The following is an 18,870-nucleotide window of genomic DNA, read 5'->3' as shown; positions in this document are numbered from 1 at the left end:
GTGTTCCCCCCTTCGCGGGCGCACGCTTTGCTTGCTGGTCGCGGTGGGAAGCGTGCCTGCCTCCACGCGGGCCAGCCGCGTCCTCTCGACCAGACCGTCATGCATGTTTTCTTGGGGTGACCGTTGTTGCACTGGCAAATAGAACAGGGGACGGCAGCCAAACCGTCCCCTGTACCGGCGCAGGCCCGTGCGCGGGCAGTTGGAATATGCAACGTCAGGGCATGATCACTCGCGGGTCATCCGCCGTTCGGCGTCGACAACAGTGCGAGAGCGGGTGTTGAAGAACGCCACTTCGAGCAGCCGGACGATCGCCCACGTGACGAACGCGTAGACGATGACGGCGATGAGCGCGGCGACGTCGAGCACCATGCGCCCGCTCTGCGGGTTGCTGACGATGCCACGGAACGGCCGAACGAGCGGCCCGGTGACGCTGTAGATGAGATGGACGAAGCCGTTTGCCGCGTTTGCGCCAATCAGCTCGAGCACGGCGCGGAGCAGGATCAGGACGATGATGATCCCCGCGATCGTCCAGAGAAGCTGGCCCAGCTTGAAGGCCGTGAGTTGCTGCTCGGCGCCGCGGTCTCGTGCGACACGGACGACGCGCTCGCGGGCGACCGGCTCGCCGGCCGGCGTCTGTCCGACCGTGCGCTCGACGCGAACCTGCTCAACGCGCTCTTCGGGCGGCGGCGTGAAGGACTCAGCCATGGTGCACGCTCCTTCCGGCTGCGTGCCGGGCGCAGCTGCGCCCAGCTAGACCGTGGTGCGGCCGCCCGTCAGCGCCCGCACGACGACCACGACGATCACCGCGCCGATCGTGGCGACGATGATGCTGCCGATCAGGCCAGCGGTGCCGGAGACTCCGAAGAAGGAGAAGATGAAGCCGCCGACGAAGGCGCCGATCAGCCCGAGGATCAGGTCGCCGATGAAGCCGTGGCCGTGTCCGGTCAGGCGGCCGGCGAGCCAACCGGCAATCAGGCCGACAATAATCCAGCCAATAATCCCACCAGGGTTCAGGTTCATGTTTGTTTCCTTTCCCTGATCCCAATCCGACCAGTGCACAGCATAACAGCATTGCGGAGTGTTGTCAAGCTTTTTCACGAAGTTCTCCAGGAGAAAGAGACTGGTTCTGGACTTTCTTTATTCTGTCATATTCAAGAAGTTCATCATTTCACACAATCGATTGTGTGCAAATGCACGAAAAAGGGTCGGAGAAAGATATGTGGGGATTGATGACCATGATACTGCCAGTTTTTTGCAAATTTGTGGGGGTTAAGACGTATATTGCCGGCAAAACTGGGCAGGTTGTGGGGGTGCCCTGCAGCGCGGCTTCTTTTCACTGCGAAGAATCGATGATCAGGCCACTGCCAGCCCCCGGGCGCACCCGGCGGGCGCCGAGGGGGCAGCGGTGCTGCGCTTGACACGCGGCAGCGCACGGGCACAATCGGCTGTCAGGGCGAGGCGCTGCCGTGCCGGCTCCGGGCCTATCAGGCCATCCCGTGGGGCGGGGGGCGCGGGGTGTTGGTTGCCGTCGAGGATAGTGCGCCGCACCGTGTCATCGCATGGGCGGCGAAGCGTGCTACTTCCTCTCCGGACTGCCCCTGCCCGCGCCAGCGATTGGTGCTTTCTCCGTCTTGACAGTCAAACCAGTCCTGCTATGATGGCCATGACTGATCGTCACCAGCCAGACCAGCTGCCAGCTCCCCTGGCGGCGTGCGCAGGCAGCTTGGCGCGGCCGAAGACGTTCCGTCACGGTTCCGGCAAGCGTGCGCGGCGCAGGCCGTAGGAAGGTTGTTCACGATGAAGCAGGCCGCTGGGCTCCGCTGGGGCGGTGTCCTCCTCGCATGCGCGTTAACGCTCGGGAGCTTCTTCTCGGGCTCTTCAACAGTCCGGGCCGCTGGCACAACGATTTACGTTGGCCGGGCAGTTTCCATCGCTGATAGCGAGTTCTACCATGTTTGCTCACTGTTCGAAGCGGTGGTCTACCTGTTCGTGAACCGGGCATATGCTCCTGACTGCGCGACAGCTGCTTCTGGCTCCGGCACACCATACACCCTTGTCCTCTCGTCGAACTATACGTACACAGTCAATGACGTAGCGCTCCAGACCCTGAGCGGTTCCCTCGGGTGGTCGAGACCGTCCATGACCCTTTTCCCCATGCTGAGCGATGGCCTCTCCCTGACGATCATCGGCAATGGGGCGACGATCAAGCGTACGGCTTCTCAGCCCTTCCGCTTCTTTTGGATCGACGGGGGTAGCCTGATCCTGCAGGATGTGACCCTGCAGGGCGGGTTGGTGAGCATCAATGGCTGTCCTGTTGTTCCGGAAGGGTCCGACTGTGTCGGCGGTGCGATCGTGGTCCGTACGGGGCAGCTTGAGATCAACCGCGGCGGGTTGCGCGATAACACGGCCGGTTCCGCTGGTGGCGCAGTGTTTACTGGCTTACAGTCCAGTACCGTTCGGATTCATAATGATTCTGTGATAGATGGGAATCGTGCCATCGCCGGCGACGGCGGTGCTATCGCCCAATACTTCCCGAGTTCACTCACTGTGGATGCCAGCATCTTCACGAACAACACGGCCGGGAGTGATGGCGGTGCGCTATCCGTATTTAATGGATACGTCAGTGGCAGCTGGTTCACAAACAACCATGCTCAGCACAGCGGCGGTGGAATCTTTGTCTTCAGGGCGCTCACCATGGTCAACAGCACCCTCAGCCTGAACACAGTGAACGACGGCTACGGTGGCGCTCTTGGGCTCCATCCAGACACGATAGCCACGCTCTCCTTCGTGACGATCGCCCAAAATGGATCAGTCTATGCGCTTGGTCTCGCCCCAGGAACGTCGGGGACGGCGACTGTCCAGCTCGCCAGCAGGCTGTTGGCGAACTTTCAGAACTTTCAGCTGTTTGGAGGATTCAATGCAGAACGCTCGTTGCTCAACCTCCGCCTCGCCCGTGTGCCAAAAGACAAGCAGTACCTGCACCGCCTCAACCAGTACCAGATTGGGAGGGGCTACCGTGACGACGAAGTATTCTATCCTGGCGTGTTTGCCGACCCGTACATGGCAAAGGTCTATACCAATCGCTATACTGAAATCATGTCGATGCTCATGGAAGCGCTCTATAGTGCACAAATGGGCAATGCGAAAAGCATGATCATCCTTGGCGACCCTGAGGTTCGCGCGTGGTTCTTGACCGTGCTGATGGAAGGTGGTGAAGACATTGCTGCAGCGTATCCACCTCTCGCGTAACGGTGCCCACGCGGTGCTTGAGCTGACGGATTCGCCGCAGGGCGTGCAGCGAGCATGGTCAGGCGATCAGCGGCTGGCGGCACTCGGCGAAGATGCCCTCACGCGCCGCCTTGCCGACCTTGCACAGGGCAACCCCACGCCTGCCCGGACTGAGATGCCGCTTGCCGTCCTCATGTCGTCCGCTTTGCTCTTTGCCGCCTTCGCAACCGACGTGTTTCTCGCTGATCTTGCACCCCATGGGGTGGCGGTCGATAACCCAGACGATCCGCTGCTCCACCCGCCACCTGGAGCGATCGTGTTGTAATCACTGCGTCCTCCTTCTGTTCCTTTCCCACCCCTGGCCCGGCACCGCACAAGGTGCTGGGTTTTTCTCGCGTTGACCGTTGAACACCGCTACATCTGCAGTGACGGGACACGTCCGGAAATCGTGGAGGGAATCCATGAGCGTTGAACCTGACCGCGTGGACGAGCAAACGCAAGCGCTGCCGGAGGCGCAGGCCGAGCAAGCTGAGCAGCCGGTCGAGAAGCCCGTGGCTCGCGTCACGTTTAGCGAAGAGCAGCAACGGGAGATCGACAGGATCATCGCTGAACGGCTTGAGCGGGAACGCCGCAAGGCGGAGAAAGAACGGGCCGAAGTCGAACGCCGCGCCCGGGAAAAAGCGCTCGCCGAGAACCAGGAATGGCAGAAACTTGCGGAGGAGCGCGCTGCCCGTCTTGCCGAGCTTGAGGCAGAACTTGCCCGGCTCCGTGAGGCCGACCAGCGCTTGCAGCGATACATGGCTGTCCTCCAGCGGCATATCGACACGCAAATGAAAGCGGCCCCGAAGCTCGTGCAGGAAGCACTAGCGCGGCTTGATCCGCTGGAGCAGCTTGAGTTGCTGACGAAGCACGCAGACGAGATTCGCCCACGGACGGGCGTACCGCCGACGCCAAACGGCGGGACACCGCAAGTCATCCCAGAAGATGAACGCCGACGCCGCACGGTGTCGGTACGTGAACTCTGGTAGAGGAGGAAACAATGGCACAAGTGACGATTACCAAGCTTCGCCTCGTCGAAGCGATTGAGCACTTCATTGGTATCGCCGGTACTGACTTGAATGCCGGTGACGTCGTGCGGTTCGACGGCACGACCGGGAAGGTCGTCAAGGCTGCCGCCGATACCGCTTTCACAACTGTCAAGCTGGACTCACCGTGCAGGTGCGGCAGGCCGTGCTGGCCAATGACGACTCGTGCGGTGGCAGCCTGAGGGGCATCACGGTTGTCCCGAACCTGGCATCGACCTTGCAACTCTATGGTGGTCTCCCTGGTCTTTTTATCCCAGCGGACACGTCACCAGCGATCTCTGCCGCTCCGGCATGTGTGGACTGGAACGGCGCACCGGTGACCGTTGACCAGAACGGGCTGGAGCGCCCCCAACCACCGGGCACCCACTGTGATGTGGGGGCCTTTGAGTCGATGGCCTCACGCTCGACTTCGCCCTCTCCGCCGTCCGTCGTGGTTACCGTGACGCCGTGTGTCTCACAATGTCAGCCGCCATCTGGTGGTGGTTCGAATGGGAACACCAGTAGTGGTGGGAATGGCAACACCGGCGGTGGTGGCTCGCATGGGAACCCACCGCCTCCACCGCCGCCCCCACCGTCCTCTCCGCCGTTCGTCGTGATCCCGGTGTTGCCATGTCTTAACGTCTTGCCCTGTCCGCCACCTTCCGGCGGTGGGAATAGCAACGCCGGCGGTGGTGGCTCGAGTGGGAGCACGGGTAGTGGGGGCAGTACCGGGGCTGCTCCTCCTGGAAATACCTCCCCGCCGTCGGTGTCAGTGCCCCAGCCTGACCTGGTGGTAAGCGCGCTCGACGCTCACCCGCGTGCAGCCCGCGGTGGGCCGCTGCGGGCCACGATCACGGTTGCCAACCAGGGCACCGCCTCTGCGCCGGCCAGCACTGTTGCCCTGCTCTTCGTGCCTGGACCGACGCCCAGCCCCAGCGCCCTGCTGCTCGGCACCTGCAGCGTGGGGCCGCTGGCGCCGGGCCAGCAGGCGAGTTGCCAGGTGACGGTGCGAGCCTTGCCACGCACGCCGCAGCAGCAGGGATACCTGGTGGCGGTGGTCGACTTGGAGAATAGCGTGGTCGAGGTAAACGACATCAACAATAGCCTGGCCCAGCCGTTCCTGATCCAGTAGCGGCGAGGTGGGCGGTTGATGGGCCACTGCCTTGCTGGCAGTGGAGGGCACGGCCGTTCCGGTGGTTCTGGCCGTTTGTTCAACCATCTGTTGTAGCCTGACACCGCGTTGCGAGCCCGTGGGGTCAAGCAGTTCCGGCTATGGGCCGGAGTGCGTGATCGTACTCCAGAACCCCTGGGTACAATGCGCGGTGACAGGCTGCGCTTGACACTTGCCGGGCGAGGGAAGGAGGAACCTGGTGCAACAGCCCAGCACGTTTTCGATTGTTGCGCGGGATCCGGCAACGGGTGACCTTGGTATTGCCGTCCAGTCCAAGTTCTTAGCGGTCGGCGCGGTTGTCCCCTGGGCGCAGGCCGGCGTCGGCGCGATCGCCACCCAGGCCCGGGCGAACGTCCGCTACGGCCCGGAGGGGCTGGCCCTGCTCGCTCAGGGGCTGAGCGCGGCTGAGGCGCTCGAGCGGCTGCTGGCTGCCGACCCCGACTGCCCCGAGCGCCAGGTTGGCATCGTCGACGCGCAGGGGCGAGCGGCAACGTTCACCGGCAATCGCTGCCTGGCCTGGGCTGGGGGCACGGCGGGCGCGGGGCGCGTCGTTGCTGACCCGCGTGGGCAGATCGTTCTCGGCGACGGCTTCTGCTGCCAAGGCAACATCCTGGCCGGACCGGAAGTTGTCCCGGCCATGGCCGAGGCCTGCCAGACGACACAGGCGAGCTTCCCTCTGCGCCTGATCGCCGCGCTCGAGGCCGGACAAGCCGCTGGCGGCGACGCCCGTGGCCAGCAATCGGCCGCGCTGCTGGTCGTCCGCGCGGGCGGGGGCTACGGCGGCGGCTCCGACCGCTTCATCGACCTACGGGTTGACGACCATCCCGAACCGATTGCCGAGCTGCGCCGCCTGCTCCACCTCCACCGCGTCTACTTCAGCCTGGAGGAGCGCGATCTCGTGCCGCTCGATGCCGCGCTGCTCCGAACCATCCAGCACCAGTTGCACGCGCTCGGCTATCTGCCGACGCCGGATGCTGACACCGCGACGACGCGGGCTGCGCTCGAGCGGTTCGTCAGCGTCGAGAATCTCGAGGAACGCTGGCGTGACGACGACCAGATCGATACCGTCATCCTCGAGTTTCTCGAAGCCCGCGCGGCCAGGCGGTAATCTGAGCCCGCCGCCCGGCTGCCCCCGCCGCACCGGCCCGCTTCGCGCTGAACACGGGAGCAGTGCCTGGGCGGAGGGCGCCCTCGCTGGCGGCACTGCCTGCTCCTGGTGGGCGGGGCCGCCGAGCAGGATGGCAGCTCAGCGAGCTACGGCACCTGCTGCTCGTCAATGACGCAACCGAGCCCGGTGCAGCGCCCCGCCTTGCTTGCGGAGCAGACTCGCTCTCCGGCGGGAGCAGGAGCGGGACGCTGTTCGAGTCCCCGCCGGCTGGGTGTGATCGGCTTCGCGCGCGGGCGGGCCAGGCGGCGATGGGGAAAATCCTGACTTGACAGCGTGCCACGGCTTTGACTATGCTTACCATGGTAGCTACGGATTGCGTAGCAATGGATCTGGCAGGATCAGCGAAAGGAGGGATCGCGCGTGAGTGTCATCGCACCAGAACTGACCGGAGTTGCCCGCTGGGAGATCGATCCCGTTCACAGTCAGGTGACATTTGCGGTTCGTCACCTGATGGTCACGACGGTGCGTGGTCAGTTCAAGCAGTTCACTGGGTGGGCGGAGTTCGATCCGGCGCATCCGGAATCCGGCAAGGTCGAGGTCACGATCGATGCCGCGAGCATTGACACGCGCGATGAGCGGCGCGATGCGCACCTGCGCTCGGCCGACTTCTTGGACGTTGAGCATTATCCGACGATTACCTTCGTCAGCAAGCGGATCGAGCCACTCGGCGACAACCGCTACCGCGTCGTCGGCGACCTCACGATCCGCGGCGTGACCAAGGAAGTCGCGCTCGACACTGAGTTCCACGGCGTTGCCAAGGATCCGTGGGGCGGTGTGCGCGCGGGGTTTGAGGCGCGCACCAAGATCAACCGCCACGACTTTGGCGCGAGCTGGAACGTTGCGCTTGAGACGGGCGGGTGGCTCGTCAGCGACACGCTCGACGTGTTCATCGAAGTCGAGCTGGTCCGTAAGGACGCAGCCTGATGGCGGCACGAGGGGCAGGGGGCAATCCTCTGCCCCTCGGTGTCATATCGTTCGAAGAAGAGCTCGGAAAGGAAGGCCGCGATGGAGTGGGCATTCTTGCTTGGGCGGATCGTGTTCGGGCTCTTCTTCATCTACAACGGCATCAACCACCTGGCCAATGTTCGCAGGCTAAGCGGGTACGCAGCGTCCAAGAAGGTGCCGGTGCCGCAAGCTGCGGTCATTGTGACCGGGATCATGCTGCTGCTCGGCGGCGCCAGCGTCGTGACAGGGTATCAGCCGGTGATCGGAAACATCCTGTTGAGCATCTTCCTCGTGGTAGTGGCGTTCTGGATGCACAACTTCTGGGGTGAAACCGATCCGATGGTCCGGGCAAACCAGATGACGAACTTCACGAAGAATCTTGCGCTGGCTGGAGCGGCGCTCGCGCTGCTGGGCGTGCCGACGCCGTGGCCTCTCAGCCTCGGGGGATGAGCGGCGTGGTCGTCCTCACGTTTTCCCCGCTATGCTCTGCACGTGGTGTGCCGTGGCGTCGCCGCGGTTGCGTCGGGCCATTGGGAAATCCTGGACGTTCAGGTGGTGCATCGGTGCTTCGCGCTCGCCCCGGCGCCGGAGGCGATCGTCATGATCGTTGGCTTGAGTAGCGAGCGCGCCTCACTCGCGAGCGCGGGCGAGAGCGGCGTCTCCGGAGTGCGGTGTTTCGGTGGCGCTGACGCTCGTTGCCAATGGCGGGTACGGCTTGGGCGGTGTGCACACTGAAGCGCAGTAGCGGACCTGGCTCGGGGCCGTGCTTGCGCGTGCAGCGCGTGCGGCGCGCGGTAGCGGCTGAGCCTCGCCCCGGCCTGTGGCGCTGACCTGACTTCTGCGAGAGAGAGCGAGTACAGCGGCGATGGATTATGGACACCCTCTGCTCTTCGGCGTCTTTCTGACTCCGTCGGCGGCTGAACCCGGGCGGATCGTGGAACTCGTCGCGTGGTGCGATACGCTCGGTCTCGATCTGGTCACGTTCCAGGACCACCCGTACCAACCAGGATTCCTCGAAACCTGGACGCTGCTTGCTTATGTCGCGGCGCGGACGCAACACGTGCGGCTTGCCCCCAACGTGGCGAATCTGCCGCTGCGGCACCCGGCCGTGCTCGCGCGTTCGGTTGCCAGCCTGGACCGTCTGACGGGTGGCCGCGTCGAACTCGGCATCGGCGCTGGCTACTTCTGGGACGCGGTCGAGGGCATGGGTGGGCGTCGGCTGCATCCGCGCCAGGCGGTCGAGGCGTTGAGCGAGGCGCTGGATATCCTGCGTGGTCTGTGGGATACGCGGTCCGCGTTCTTCAGTCACGAGGGACGGTTCTACTCGGTACCGGGCACCCAGCCTGGCCCAGCGCCTGTGCACCCGATCAGCGTCTGGATCGGGGCGTACCGGCCGCGCATGCTCCGCCTCATCGGCCAGAAGGGCGACGGCTGGCTTCCCTCCGTCGGCTACCTTGACAGCCTGGCTGATCTCACGACCGGGAACCAGCTCATCGACGAGGCAGCGCGCGAGGCCGGCCGCGATCCTGCGGAGATCCGCCGCCTCCTCAACATCGGCGGACGCTTCACCAGTCGCTCCGGCGGCTTCCTCGTCGGGCCACCCGGGCAGTGGATTGAACAGCTCACGGCGCTCGCGCTCGACGCCGGGATTTCAGCGTTCGTGCTGGCAAGCGATGATCGCGCGACGATCGAGCGCTTCGCCCGGGACGTCGCGCCGGCCGTGCGTGAGCGTGTCGAGGCGGAACGCGCCCGGCGCCGCCCTTCTCAGACGGCGCATGACCCGCTCCCCTTGCTCGCGGCTGGACGCTGGCTGCGGTACCGGAGCGTTCCCCTCAGCCCGCTGATCGATTATGCCGCGATCCCGCCTGAACTCGCGTCCAAGGTTGTGACGCCCCGTGACGAGCGCTACGACGCGCTCCGCTCGGTCTACATGGCACGCGGCCGGCCCGGCGTGATCATCCTCTGTGCGTCGAGCGATGACGTTGCTGCGGCGCTCGCCTTCGCGCGGACCCAGACGGACGCACCGCTCTCGATCCGCTCAGGTGGCCACGGGATCGCCGGGCTGGCGACGAACGACGGCGGGATCGTGATCGACCTGCGCAAGCTGAACGCGATCGAGGTGCTGGATTCAGCGCAGCGGCTGGTGCGCATCGGCGCGGGTGCGACCTGGGGCGAGGTGGCACGCGCGCTCGCGCCGTACGGCTGGGCGATGACGTCCGGCAACTACGGAGACGTCGGTGTCGGCGGCCTGGCCACAGCTGGGGGACTGGGCTGGCTGGTTCGGAAACATGGCTTGACGATTGACCATGTCGTTGCTGTCGAGGTTGTGCTGGCCGACGGGCAGATCGTGCGGGCTGACTCGCTGGCGCACCCTGACCTCTTCTGGGGCATGCGCGGCGCTGGCTTCATGCTTGGGGTGGCGACGCAGTTCGAGTTCCGGGTTTTCGAGCTCCCGCGCGTTGTGTTCGCGCAAATCGTTCTCGACGCGAGCGAAACGGCGGCGGTCGTGCAGGCGTGGGCTGAACTCATGGCCGCCGCGCCCCGCGAGCTGACGACGTTCCTCTGGCTCATCCCAGGCCGGCGCGGGCAGCCAGCGATTGGCCAGCTCTACGCGGTTGTCGCGAGCGACAATGTCGACCAGGCAGCCGACGTGCTGGCGCCGTTCCTGCGCATTGCCCCCGTCCTGGAGCAGCGTGCTGTTCTGGTCCGCTATGCGTCGCTGGTGCCGCCGACCCATGACCTGCAGATCGGGCAGCAGACGGTCAAGATCCGCAACGGCTTCCTTGAACGGTTGTCGGCCGACGATGCGCGCGCGATTGCCGCCCTGCTCGCCGAGGAGCCGACAGTGCTGGTCGAACTCCGCTCGCTGGGTGGGGCAAACGCCGACGTCGATCCGCTTGCGACTGCCTTCGCGCACCGGGCGTACGATGTGTTCGTGGCGGCCTGGTTCCGGCCTGTTTCGCTCGACGAACAGGACCGGGCGTGGGCGGTCGTTGCGCCGCGTGTGCGCGGCCTCTATGCAGCCTACACGTCAGACGTTCGGCCGGAGCGTCTTCCGGACGCGTTTCCCGGTGAAACGCTCGAACACCTCCGAGACGTCAAACAGCGGTATGATCCAGCTAACCTGTTCCGCCGCGGCCTGGTAGTGGCACCTGGTCATGTGCTGTCGGCTGCCGACCAGCGGTGAACCGGAACGCGGCACGTGGTGAGCTGAAAGCGAGGGAGTCATGGAGCGAACGATCCAGTTCGGGCTCAATCTTGACCCGGTCGTTGACCGGCCGGCGGAGACACAGGCCCTGGCTGAACTGGCCGACAGCGCCGGCCTGGCCCTCGTCGCCATGCAAGACCATGCCTACAACGCCCGCTTCGCCGAGACCTGGACTGCCCTCACCGCGGTCGCGCTCCGCACCCAGCGGGTGCATGTCCTCACCAACGTGGCCACACTCGCGCTCCGGCATCCGGCGATGCTGGCCAAGGCCGCAGCGACGCTCGACCGGCTCACCGGCGGCCGCGTCGAGCTCGGCGTCGGTTCGGGCGGCTTCTGGGATGGCATCGCGGCGATGGGCGGGCCACGCTGGTCGGCTGGTGAAGCAGTCGCCGCTATCGAAGACGCGCTCCGCCTCTGCCGCCTGCTCTGGGCGAAGGCCGAGACCGGCGAGGCTGTGACGTACGCCGGGCGCGTGTTCCGGGTCGACGGCCTGCAGTTCGGCCCAGCGCCCGCCCATCCGATCCCGCTCTGGGTCGGTGTAACCCGGCCGCGTGCGCTGCGCATCGCTGGCGCGCTCGGCGACGGCATCACGATCTCGACGCCGTACGTCTTGCCCGAGCAGCTCGCCGACGTCAACCGGCTCGTCGACGACGGCGCGCGAGCGGCTGGGCGCGACCCGCGCGCGGTCCGCCGCCTCTATAACCTGCTCGGTGTGCTTGACGTGCCGGGCCAGCGCCCCCTGCGCGTGAACCGGCCAGGCTTTCTCGGCGGCTCGGTCGAGGACTGGGCGGAAGCGATTGCCCGCTTTGCCGAACAGGGCATGGACACCTTTGTCTTCTGGCCGGTTGCTGGGGACTACGTTGCCCAGGCGCGCCGCTTCGTCGCGGACGTCATCCCCCGCGTCCGCACCCTGCTCGGCCTGAGCTAGCACACGTCCCCCTGCCCTCATCCCCGGAGAGCGGGCATGGACCGTGGGGGTGCGAGGCGGCTAGAGGCGCTGGATAGTGCCGCCGAGGAGGGCAAAGGTCACCACGTTACTCAGCGTATGCAGGGCGATCGGGCCGGTGAGCGTGCGGTAGCGCAGGGCAAGCCAGCCAAGCAGCAGGCCGAGCACCGTGACGTTGCCGAACAGCAGCCACTGGCCAGCGAGCGGATAGCGCATGTGCCCGGCAGCGAAGAGCGCGCCCTGCACGACGATTGCTTGCCACGGGCTTGCCCCAGCCCGGCGTAGCCGCGCCAGGAGAACGCCGCGAAAGAGCACCTCCTCCGGCAGGGCGGCGGTCACGAGCCCGTTGAGCAGCGCCAGGCCGATCAGCCAGAGGGGAGCCAGCGCAAGCCGGCCGGTGAGCTGCCAGGCGTTGGCCGCGGCCTGGGCCAGGACGAGCGGCAGGAGCAGCGCCGTGGCGCGGAGACTCCCGGCGAGGTCGCCCCGCGTCAGGCCGAGCGCGGCCCGGGAGCGGCGCATGCGCCAGACAAGCACCGGTAGCAGCACGAGCATGGCGGCGAGATAGAGGCCGAACGCGAGCTCGAGACTGATCGGCTCGAGCAGCTGGCGCACCACGAGCCGCATCACCAGGGCGGCGACAATCAGCAGGTCATCCCACGGCATGACACTCCTCCCCTGGCCAGATGCCCAGCGCGGCCATGGCGGATCGTCCACAGTCGGGCGCGGGCGTCGCCGCCAGGGCACAGCGAGCAGCGCGGGCAACGGTGTGCGCCTGGCTGCGCCGGAACCGGCTGGGCGGCTGCCGACGCTGTTCGGGCATTGCCGGCACAGCGCCCGCCCCATGCTCCCGCACTCCATCGGCCGTGGCGCTGCGTCCCGCCGCCAGTCGTGCGCTGCTCGTGCCGCGCAACGGACGATGGGCGACGGGATGGTAGCACGTGCCGGCCAGGCAGGAAATGGCGCACAATCCGCCGGGTGGCCGAGAAGCGAGTGGCTCGCTCGCCGCATCAGTGACGGGAACGTGTTCCGTGTGACAGGGCGGCACGCGGGTTCCAAACGAGCAGGTCATTGGCTGCGGCTGCCGAGGGGCCATCGTGGAAGACGGCATCCGTTCGCAGGGCGCAGGTGGGGGGCCTTGCCTTGACGAATGAACGCGCGTTCGCTACCATTGTGGTGGCGTTCGTCGCGCCAACCGGAAGGGAAGGCCGCCAATGGGGGGACTGCAACGCGCCGTTGTCCACGCTGACCTGGACGCGTTCTTCGCCGCTGCCGAAGTGCGGCGCCGTCCTGAGTTGCGCGGCACGCCGGTCATCGTCGCCGGGCGGCCGGAGGGGCGCAGTGTGGTCTCCTCCGCTACCTACGAGGCCCGGCGCTTCGGCGTGCATTCCGGCATGTCGCTGGGCGAGGCGCTCGCGCGCTGCCCGAACGCGGTCGTCCTGCCGGTCGACGGGGCCTACTACCGCACGCTGGCCGACGCCTTCCGCGCCATTATTTTCCGTCTCAGCAGCGTCGTCGAAGTCCTGAGCATCGACGAGGCCTGCTTTGAGGTGGGCGTGCAGGAGAACTGGATGCGCGAGCTTTGGGAGCTTGGCCAGCGGCTGCGCCAGGCTGTGCGCGACGAGCTGGGCCTGACGGTCACCGTCGGCGCCGGGGCCAACCGGACGGTCGCCAAGATTGCGGCTGACCACGCCAAGCCGGACGGCCTGCTGGTGGTTCCGCAAGGGGCGGAAGCCCGCTTCCTTGCGCCGCTGCCGGTTGAGGCCATGCCCGGCATCGGCCCGCGCACGGCCGCTGAGTTGCGCGGCTACGGCATCCGCCGCCTGGGCGACCTGGCGAGTGCGCCGATCAGCGTGCTCCGGCTGGTCTTCGGCCGGCGTTGCGAGGAGATGCGTGAGCGCGCGCGTGGCATCGACCGCCAGCCGATCCGCCCTGAACCGCGGGAGCCGAAGTCGATCGGTCAAGAGCGCACGTTTGCGCGGGACCTCTTCGCGCCGAAGGAGCTGGCCGACGCCACCGCTCAGCTTGCCGCCGCGGTCACGCGCCGGGCGCGGGCCGAGGGGTACCAGGCGCAGACGGTGAGCGTCAAGGTGCGGTTTCGCGACTTCACCACGCTGACGCGCCAGCGCCGGCTGGACACCCCGACGGCCGACGAGGCGACGGTGGCGGCGGTGGCCTATGCCCTGATCGAGCGGCTGGTGCGCGACGAACGCCGTCCGGTTCGGTTGTTGGGCGTCCGCCTCAGCGGGTTGCGCCCACTGGCTGTGCAACTCGCGCTGTTCGATACCCAGACGGCCCGCCGCCTGTTAGCGCTGCACGCGCTCGACCGGCTCGCGGCCCGCTGGGGCGAGCGGCCGGTGCACGTGCCGCCGAGCGTGCTTGCGCATAGCCTGCTTCGCCCCGCTGAGCCGCCGCGCCCGCCATGGTTGGAAGGATGAGGCAATGGCTGACCGGTTGCCCCCCGGCTCACCGCGGCTCGCTGGCCAGCGTTACCGCTGGGAATGCACTTGCCAGCAGCCACCGATCCTCCTGGCCTGCTACGACGAGCAGGGCTGGATCGAGGTCAAAGTCCGCGAGCGGCGCTACCTCGCGCGTGGCTGGCTTGCTGCCACGTGCCCGCGCTGCGGGACGCGCCACGTGCTGCAGCTGCCGCATGGCACGGCTGACGGGCTGGCTCCTCGTTCGGCCCCGCCGCCAGCGTCGGCCGATAACGCTGCCACCAGCTAGCTGATCCACCAGCGAGCTGGGTGCCCACACCCGGCCGCTGTCACGCTTCCCCAGGACGACGCGCCCTGCGCGTGCACGTCCCCACTGTCGAGAGCGCAAGAGCGCCACCGTCTCCGCCAGGCGCCGGCTGCCCAGGCCGCGCTTGGGCACCCCCACAAGCCTCTGGGTTCACGGGGGAACCCTGCTGGCGTCTGGCGCGCCATGGCATCGCATGGCGAACGATGAGGTGCGCTCATGGGAACCGACCGTGTTATCGCGAACCGCACACCACGACCAGCTCACGCTGCTCCGTTCCCCCAGCCGGCCGCTGGCCGCACCCAGCCGGCTGCAGCCGACCCCACTGCGTCTGAGGCTGTTGCCCGCCGTCGCCGCTTACTGCAGGGTGCGCGGGCCCGCGCCGGGTTGCCAGCGCTGCCACCGGAGGAGCCGCCCGAGGTGGCCGTACAGGCGCTGGCCGCGGCACCCTGGGCCGAGCAGATCGCGGTGCTGGCCGGGCCGGACGTTCGTGTCGATCCAGCGGCGCGCAACCGCTGCTGGCTGGCGCTCGCCCCGAAGCTGGCACTCTCCATCACCCGGGCCGCCCGGCGGCTTGCCAACGACCCGGCGCTTGAGCTGGCCGACGCCTCACAGGAAGCCTTCTGCGTCTTCTGCGAGCTGCTGGCACGCTGGAGCGGCCAGGGCGACCTGCTGAGCTACCTGATCGGCGGGCGACGGCTCGAACGCGCGCTCACGCGGGCGCTGGCACGCGCAGCCGGCTCACCGCCGCGCCGGCGCACCGTGCTGCGGCTCACGTCGGCAGCGGGACACGCCGCGCCTCCGCAGCTGACCGAAGCTGAGGTGCGGGCAGCCCTCGCCACGCTTCCGCCGATGGAGCAGCAGGCGCTGGCGCTCGCCGCGGCCGGCTACACCGCGCCCGAAATCGCCGCGCGGCTCGGCGTCAGCGTGCGGACGGTGCAGCGCCTGGTGCACCACGCTCGCGAGCGTCTCCAGTCCTAGAACGTTTCAGCCACTTCCCTGCTTCCAGGGAGAGCGGGTCTGGGCGCTGCCGCTGCTGGGCGCGTGTGCCCACCCGCTCTCCGCTGGGGGTGGGCTTTGGGTGGGTAGGAGAGCATTCTGGATTGCTGAACACGGCGCTTGTGCCGCGTGCGCCGCCTCGCCATGATCCTGCTCAGCTTCTACCAGCGTAGGGAACGCGTTGATTGGGGGGAGGAGGAGCAATGCACCAGCGTACCTGGAGTCGTCGCACAATCCTGCGAACCGCGCTCACTGCGACCGCGGCAGCCGCTGTTGGCCCGCTGCTTGCTGCCTGCCAGAGCGCGACGGCCACGCCCACGCCCGCTGCTACCGCCGCGGCACAGCCTGCTCGCACAACGACTGCCACCACGGTCGCGGCATCATCACCGACGGCTGCCGCTTCGCCGGCGGCCAGTGCCACCAGTGCCCCGGCCGTCGTTCGCTCGCGCACGCTCAAGATGCGCGTGGCGCTGGCGACGGAGGAAGCTGGTAATTTCATCGCTGTCGAAAAGGGGTTCTTTCGCGAGGCCGGGCTGAACGTCGACCTCGTCACGACACAGGGGACACCGGGTGAGGTTATCCCCCTGGTCGCTGTTGGGCAACTCGATCTCTTCAGCGGTGCGATCCAGGCGGCGCTCGTCAATGCCCGCACCCAGGGCGTCGCAGTCACGATCGTCGCAGGCGAAGGCGCGCTCCGCCGTGGCAACGTCTTCCATACCTATGCGGTCTCGCAGAAGCTCGCCAGCCAGGGCGTGCGCAACATTGCCGACCTTCGGGGCCATACCCTCGCCATGCCGAGCGATGCTGGGATCGACCTGCTTGAGCTGCAGAAAGTGCTGGCAACCGGCAACCTCACGCTCGACGACGTGCGCCTCCAGCTCATCCGCTTGCCCGACATGCCCGTTGCCCTCCAGAACGGCGCGGTCGACGCGGCCGAACTAGTTGAACCCTACGCCACGATTGCACTCCAGCAGCTGAAGGCAGGTGTCCCAGTGCTGCCGAGCGACACGATTGTCGACATCGTGGGCGACAACTTCCCGATCTCGGTCATCGTCGCCGGCCCGCCGATGCTCAACGACCCGGCGTTGCTTGAAGCCTTCCTGGCTGGGTATCTCAAAGGCGTGCGCTACTACTTGAAGGCGTTGCAGGACAGCGCCGCGCGGGCTGAGGTGGTGCAGATCTTGAAGAACCGCACGCCGCTGAAGGACGACGCGCTTTACGCCCAGATGACCTGGCCGGGCGTCTCGCCCGATGGCACGTTCGATACGGCCAAGCTGGACGAGGCCCAGCAACTCTGGAAGGCGCGCGGCAAGATTCAACAGGTGGTGCCGTCATCGCAGCTGGTCGACTTTCGCTACGTCCAGGCTGCAGCCAAGCAGGTGTCGTAAGCTACAGTCCGGGTCCCTTACTCTCCGCCGGGCGCGGGGCTGGATGCTGCATGCGCTGGGCGCGGCTGGGCAACGGTTCTGTTCCCGTCACGCGAGTCCGAGGAGAGGGAGAAGCAGCCAACGCGAGGAAAGCGTGGTATAGTGCTGCTGGCGAAGAGCGCACTCGCGGGAAGGTGGACGCTGCCGCGGTCAGCGAGCCCGTGTGCGAGGGCCAAAGGACAGGGGAAGCGCAGCCGTATCAACGATCACACGCCCCACGGCCCTCTTCGCCTTCTTCTCGTGTAAGTGAATATGGGCATGGGCTGAGTGCGCAGTTGCCGCGTTCGCTTCTCTTTCCCATGGTTCCTTCCCTTCTCCTTATGAGGAGGGAGGCGGAGAGCGAAGGAGGACGACGCCATGGCCCAGCACACCATCGAGGCCATCATCGGCGACATCACGCAGGTTGACGTCGAGGCGATCGTCAACGCAGCCAATACCGACCTCTGGATGGGGGGCGGCGTTGCTGGCGCGATCAAACGGGCTGGCGGTGAGGAGATCGAACGCGAGGCGATGGCGCAGGGGCCGATCCCTCTCGGCGAGGCTGTCGTCACCGGCGCTGGGCGGCTTCCCTACCGCGGCGTCATCCACGCCGCTGCCATGGGCTACCGTGGCGGCCAGCTGATCCCAGCAACCGCCACCACGGTCAGTCAGGCGACCGCCGCAGCCCTGCGCCGGTGCGCCGAACGCGGCTTCCGCTCCGTCGCGTTCCCAGCGCTCGGCACGGGTGTTGGTGGGTTAGACATGGCACGCTGTGCGCAGGCTATGGTCGAGGCCGTACGGGCGCACTGGGCGAGCGGGGCGACGCTGCCCGAGCGCGTCGTCTTTGTGCTGCGAGACGAGTCCGCGCGCCAGATCTTCGCCCAGGCACTGGCGCAAGCCAATCCTGCGACGGAGGGAAGGGAGCAGCATGACGGCGGTCGATGAGCGAGCGGCGGCGTTGCTCGCCGAGCTGGTCGCGTTGCCTGGTCCGAGTGGCCAGGAAGACGCGGTCATGGCGTGGCTGGAGCGTGCGTGGGCGCCGCATGTCGAGCGCGTCTGGCGCACGCCGGTCGGCAATCTCGTTGCCGAGGTTGGCGGCCAGGGCCCCCGCCTCCTCCTCCAGGCCCACGCGGACGAGATCAGCTTCACCGTGCGGAGTATCGACCCAGCCGGGTTCCTCTGGCTGACGAATGGACAGGGCCGTGGCGAGCCGCACAGCCGCTATCCCGTCGGCCAGCCCGCCCTCGTGCTCGGCCGTCACGGGCCGATTGAGGGCCTCTTTGCCACCGCCACCGGCCACATCGTCCCCGATCGCCGCCGCGAGCAGCCCCTGACGTTCGACGACCTCTTTGTCGACATCGGCGCGCAGTCGCAGGAGGAGGCGCGAGCACGCGGCGTCTACGTCGGCGCCGGCGTCATCTGGAACCCGCCGCCGCGCCGGCTCGGCACCCGCTTCGCTGGCAAGGCGCTCGACGATCGCGTCGCGCTGGCGGCGATGACGCGGCTGCTTGAGCAACTCGACCGCTCACGGCTGGCCTGCCGGCTGCTCTATGCCGCGACCGTCCAGGAGGAAAACGGCCTGCTCGGCGCCAGTTCGCTCGCCCAGGCGCTTGCTCCCGACGCCGCAATCGCGCTCGAGATCGGACTGGTTGGCGACATCCCGACGGTTGGCGAACGCCAGATGCCGACCGCGCTCGGTCAGGGGCCACTCCTGGTGCATCAGGATGCCTCCGCCCATTATCACTATCGACTCAGCTGGCATCTTGCCGCCGTGGCCGAACAGGCAGGCATCCCCCTGCAGCATGCTGTCTTTGAGCGCTTTGGCAGCGACGGCGCCGAACTGCTGCGGCAAGGCGTCCCGACCGCGATGCTGGCTGTCGGCACTCGCTACACCCATGCCGCCTTTGAGATGATCGACCTGCGCGACCTCACGCAGACGATCGCGCTGCTGGAGGCGGTGGTGACGACGCCGTTGTCGCTGGGCTAGCCCGGTGCC

General features: G+C 67.1%; 19 protein-coding genes. 16 read left to right on the top strand and 3 right to left on the bottom strand.

What is annotated here, in order from left to right; all coding sequences use genetic code 11:
• Positions 1-225 precede the first annotated feature (225 nt).
• Both N675_RS13485 and N675_RS03585 read right to left on the bottom strand, forming a co-directional pair.
• A complete protein-coding gene (locus N675_RS13485; protein WP_051914059.1) occupies positions 226-705 on the bottom strand; it encodes a YggT family protein in 480 nt (159 codons plus the stop codon).
• Positions 706-750: 45 nt separating this feature from the next.
• Positions 751-1,020, bottom strand: coding sequence for a GlsB/YeaQ/YmgE family stress response membrane protein (locus N675_RS03585; protein ID WP_038038118.1), 270 nt, complete (start codon positions 1,018-1,020; stop codon positions 751-753).
• 777 nt (positions 1,021-1,797) lie between these two features.
• Here N675_RS03585 and N675_RS03580 point away from each other — a divergent pair.
• The 10 genes from N675_RS03580 to N675_RS03540 all read left to right on the top strand — a co-directional run bounded on the left by N675_RS03580 (position 1,798) and on the right by N675_RS03540 (position 11,712).
• Positions 1,798-3,249: a hypothetical protein gene (locus N675_RS03580; RefSeq protein WP_038038117.1), complete on the top strand. Its 1,452-nt coding sequence runs from the start codon at positions 1,798-1,800 to the stop codon at positions 3,247-3,249.
• Positions 3,212-3,553, top strand: coding sequence for a hypothetical protein (locus N675_RS03575; protein WP_038038116.1), 342 nt, complete (start codon positions 3,212-3,214; stop codon positions 3,551-3,553). Before N675_RS03580 ends, N675_RS03575 begins: the two co-directional genes overlap by 38 nt.
• A 136-nt stretch (positions 3,554-3,689) precedes the next feature.
• A complete protein-coding gene (locus tag N675_RS13480; protein ID WP_051914057.1) occupies positions 3,690-4,256 on the top strand; it encodes a hypothetical protein in 567 nt (188 codons plus the stop codon).
• An 11-nt stretch (positions 4,257-4,267) separates the two neighbouring features.
• Positions 4,268-4,495 (top strand): hypothetical protein, encoded by a 228-nt coding sequence (locus N675_RS03565; protein ID WP_038038115.1) that lies wholly within the window; start codon positions 4,268-4,270, stop codon positions 4,493-4,495.
• Positions 4,441-5,424, top strand: a complete 984-nt coding sequence (locus N675_RS13975; RefSeq protein WP_156100806.1) for a CARDB domain-containing protein — start codon at positions 4,441-4,443, stop codon at positions 5,422-5,424. Before N675_RS03565 ends, N675_RS13975 begins: the two co-directional genes overlap by 55 nt.
• Positions 5,425-5,662: 238 nt before the next feature.
• Positions 5,663-6,571, top strand: coding sequence for a DUF1028 domain-containing protein (locus N675_RS03560; RefSeq protein ID WP_038038114.1), 909 nt, complete (start codon positions 5,663-5,665; stop codon positions 6,569-6,571).
• Between the two features lie 420 nt (positions 6,572-6,991).
• On the top strand, positions 6,992-7,555 hold the full coding sequence (locus N675_RS03555; RefSeq protein WP_081886834.1) for a YceI family protein: 564 nt from the start codon (positions 6,992-6,994) through the stop codon (positions 7,553-7,555).
• Between the two features lie 81 nt (positions 7,556-7,636).
• Positions 7,637-8,026, top strand: a complete 390-nt coding sequence (locus N675_RS03550; protein WP_038038113.1) for a DoxX family protein — start codon at positions 7,637-7,639, stop codon at positions 8,024-8,026.
• Between the two features lie 415 nt (positions 8,027-8,441).
• Positions 8,442-10,763, top strand: a complete 2,322-nt coding sequence (locus N675_RS03545) for an LLM class flavin-dependent oxidoreductase (protein WP_038038112.1) — start codon at positions 8,442-8,444, stop codon at positions 10,761-10,763.
• Between the two features lie 40 nt (positions 10,764-10,803).
• Complete coding sequence (locus N675_RS03540) at positions 10,804-11,712, top strand: LLM class flavin-dependent oxidoreductase (RefSeq protein WP_038038111.1); 909 nt, start codon at positions 10,804-10,806, stop codon at positions 11,710-11,712.
• A gap of 60 nt (positions 11,713-11,772) precedes the next feature.
• On the opposite strand, the gene N675_RS14440 is transcribed toward N675_RS03540, so the two are convergent.
• Positions 11,773-12,393: a CPBP family intramembrane glutamic endopeptidase gene (locus N675_RS14440; RefSeq protein WP_051914053.1), complete on the bottom strand. Its 621-nt coding sequence runs from the start codon at positions 12,391-12,393 to the stop codon at positions 11,773-11,775.
• Between the two features lie 548 nt (positions 12,394-12,941).
• On the opposite strand from N675_RS14440, the gene dinB reads away from it, so the two are divergent.
• The 6 genes from dinB to N675_RS03505 all read left to right on the top strand — a co-directional run bounded on the left by dinB (position 12,942) and on the right by N675_RS03505 (position 18,861).
• Positions 12,942-14,165, top strand: a complete 1,224-nt coding sequence (gene dinB, locus N675_RS03530; protein WP_051914051.1) for a DNA polymerase IV — start codon at positions 12,942-12,944, stop codon at positions 14,163-14,165.
• A 4-nt stretch (positions 14,166-14,169) separates the two neighbouring features.
• Positions 14,170-14,454 carry a hypothetical protein gene (locus N675_RS14240; protein WP_156100805.1) on the top strand — a complete coding sequence of 95 codons (285 nt, stop codon included), beginning with the start codon at positions 14,170-14,172 and terminating at the stop codon, positions 14,452-14,454.
• Between the two features lie 435 nt (positions 14,455-14,889).
• Entirely contained in the window at positions 14,890-15,450 is a 561-nt protein-coding gene (locus N675_RS13465; RefSeq protein ID WP_197066266.1) for an RNA polymerase sigma factor, read from the top strand.
• Positions 15,451-15,671: 221 nt separating this feature from the next.
• A complete protein-coding gene (locus N675_RS03515; RefSeq protein ID WP_038038108.1) occupies positions 15,672-16,856 on the top strand; it encodes an ABC transporter substrate-binding protein in 1,185 nt (394 codons plus the stop codon).
• A gap of 396 nt (positions 16,857-17,252) precedes the next feature.
• Positions 17,253-17,819, top strand: coding sequence for a macro domain-containing protein (locus N675_RS03510; protein WP_051914048.1), 567 nt, complete (start codon positions 17,253-17,255; stop codon positions 17,817-17,819).
• Complete coding sequence (locus N675_RS03505; protein WP_038038107.1) at positions 17,803-18,861, top strand: M42 family metallopeptidase; 1,059 nt, start codon at positions 17,803-17,805, stop codon at positions 18,859-18,861. Before N675_RS03510 ends, N675_RS03505 begins: the two co-directional genes overlap by 17 nt.
• Positions 18,862-18,870: the final 9 nt, after the last annotated feature.

Source organism: Thermorudis peleae (genome assembly GCF_000744775.1).
In the GTDB taxonomy this organism is placed as follows: Bacteria; Chloroflexota; Chloroflexia; order Thermomicrobiales; family Thermomicrobiaceae; genus Thermorudis; species Thermorudis peleae.
This window is presented reverse-complemented; position numbering and strand designations above follow the sequence as displayed.

Coding starts and splice junctions, on each gene's coding strand:
- N675_RS03585 (WP_038038118.1), bottom strand. CDS start 1,020: ATGAACCTGAACCCTGGTGGGATTATTGGCTGGATTATTGTCGGCCTG.
- N675_RS03565 (WP_038038115.1), top strand. CDS start 4,268: ATGGCACAAGTGACGATTACCAAGCTTCGCCTCGTCGAAGCGATTGAG.
- dinB (WP_051914051.1), top strand. CDS start 12,942: ATGGGGGGACTGCAACGCGCCGTTGTCCACGCTGACCTGGACGCGTTC.
- N675_RS03545 (WP_038038112.1), top strand. CDS start 8,442: ATGGATTATGGACACCCTCTGCTCTTCGGCGTCTTTCTGACTCCGTCG.
- N675_RS13485 (WP_051914059.1), bottom strand. CDS start 705: ATGGCTGAGTCCTTCACGCCGCCGCCCGAAGAGCGCGTTGAGCAGGTT.
- N675_RS03580 (WP_038038117.1), top strand. CDS start 1,798: ATGAAGCAGGCCGCTGGGCTCCGCTGGGGCGGTGTCCTCCTCGCATGC.
- N675_RS03515 (WP_038038108.1), top strand. CDS start 15,672: ATGCACCAGCGTACCTGGAGTCGTCGCACAATCCTGCGAACCGCGCTC.
- N675_RS03510 (WP_051914048.1), top strand. CDS start 17,253: ATGGCCCAGCACACCATCGAGGCCATCATCGGCGACATCACGCAGGTT.
- N675_RS14440 (WP_051914053.1), bottom strand. CDS start 12,393: ATGCCGTGGGATGACCTGCTGATTGTCGCCGCCCTGGTGATGCGGCTC.
- N675_RS03505 (WP_038038107.1), top strand. CDS start 17,803: ATGACGGCGGTCGATGAGCGAGCGGCGGCGTTGCTCGCCGAGCTGGTC.
- N675_RS03540 (WP_038038111.1), top strand. CDS start 10,804: ATGGAGCGAACGATCCAGTTCGGGCTCAATCTTGACCCGGTCGTTGAC.
- N675_RS13480 (WP_051914057.1), top strand. CDS start 3,690: ATGAGCGTTGAACCTGACCGCGTGGACGAGCAAACGCAAGCGCTGCCG.
- N675_RS03550 (WP_038038113.1), top strand. CDS start 7,637: ATGGAGTGGGCATTCTTGCTTGGGCGGATCGTGTTCGGGCTCTTCTTC.
- N675_RS14240 (WP_156100805.1), top strand. CDS start 14,170: ATGGCTGACCGGTTGCCCCCCGGCTCACCGCGGCTCGCTGGCCAGCGT.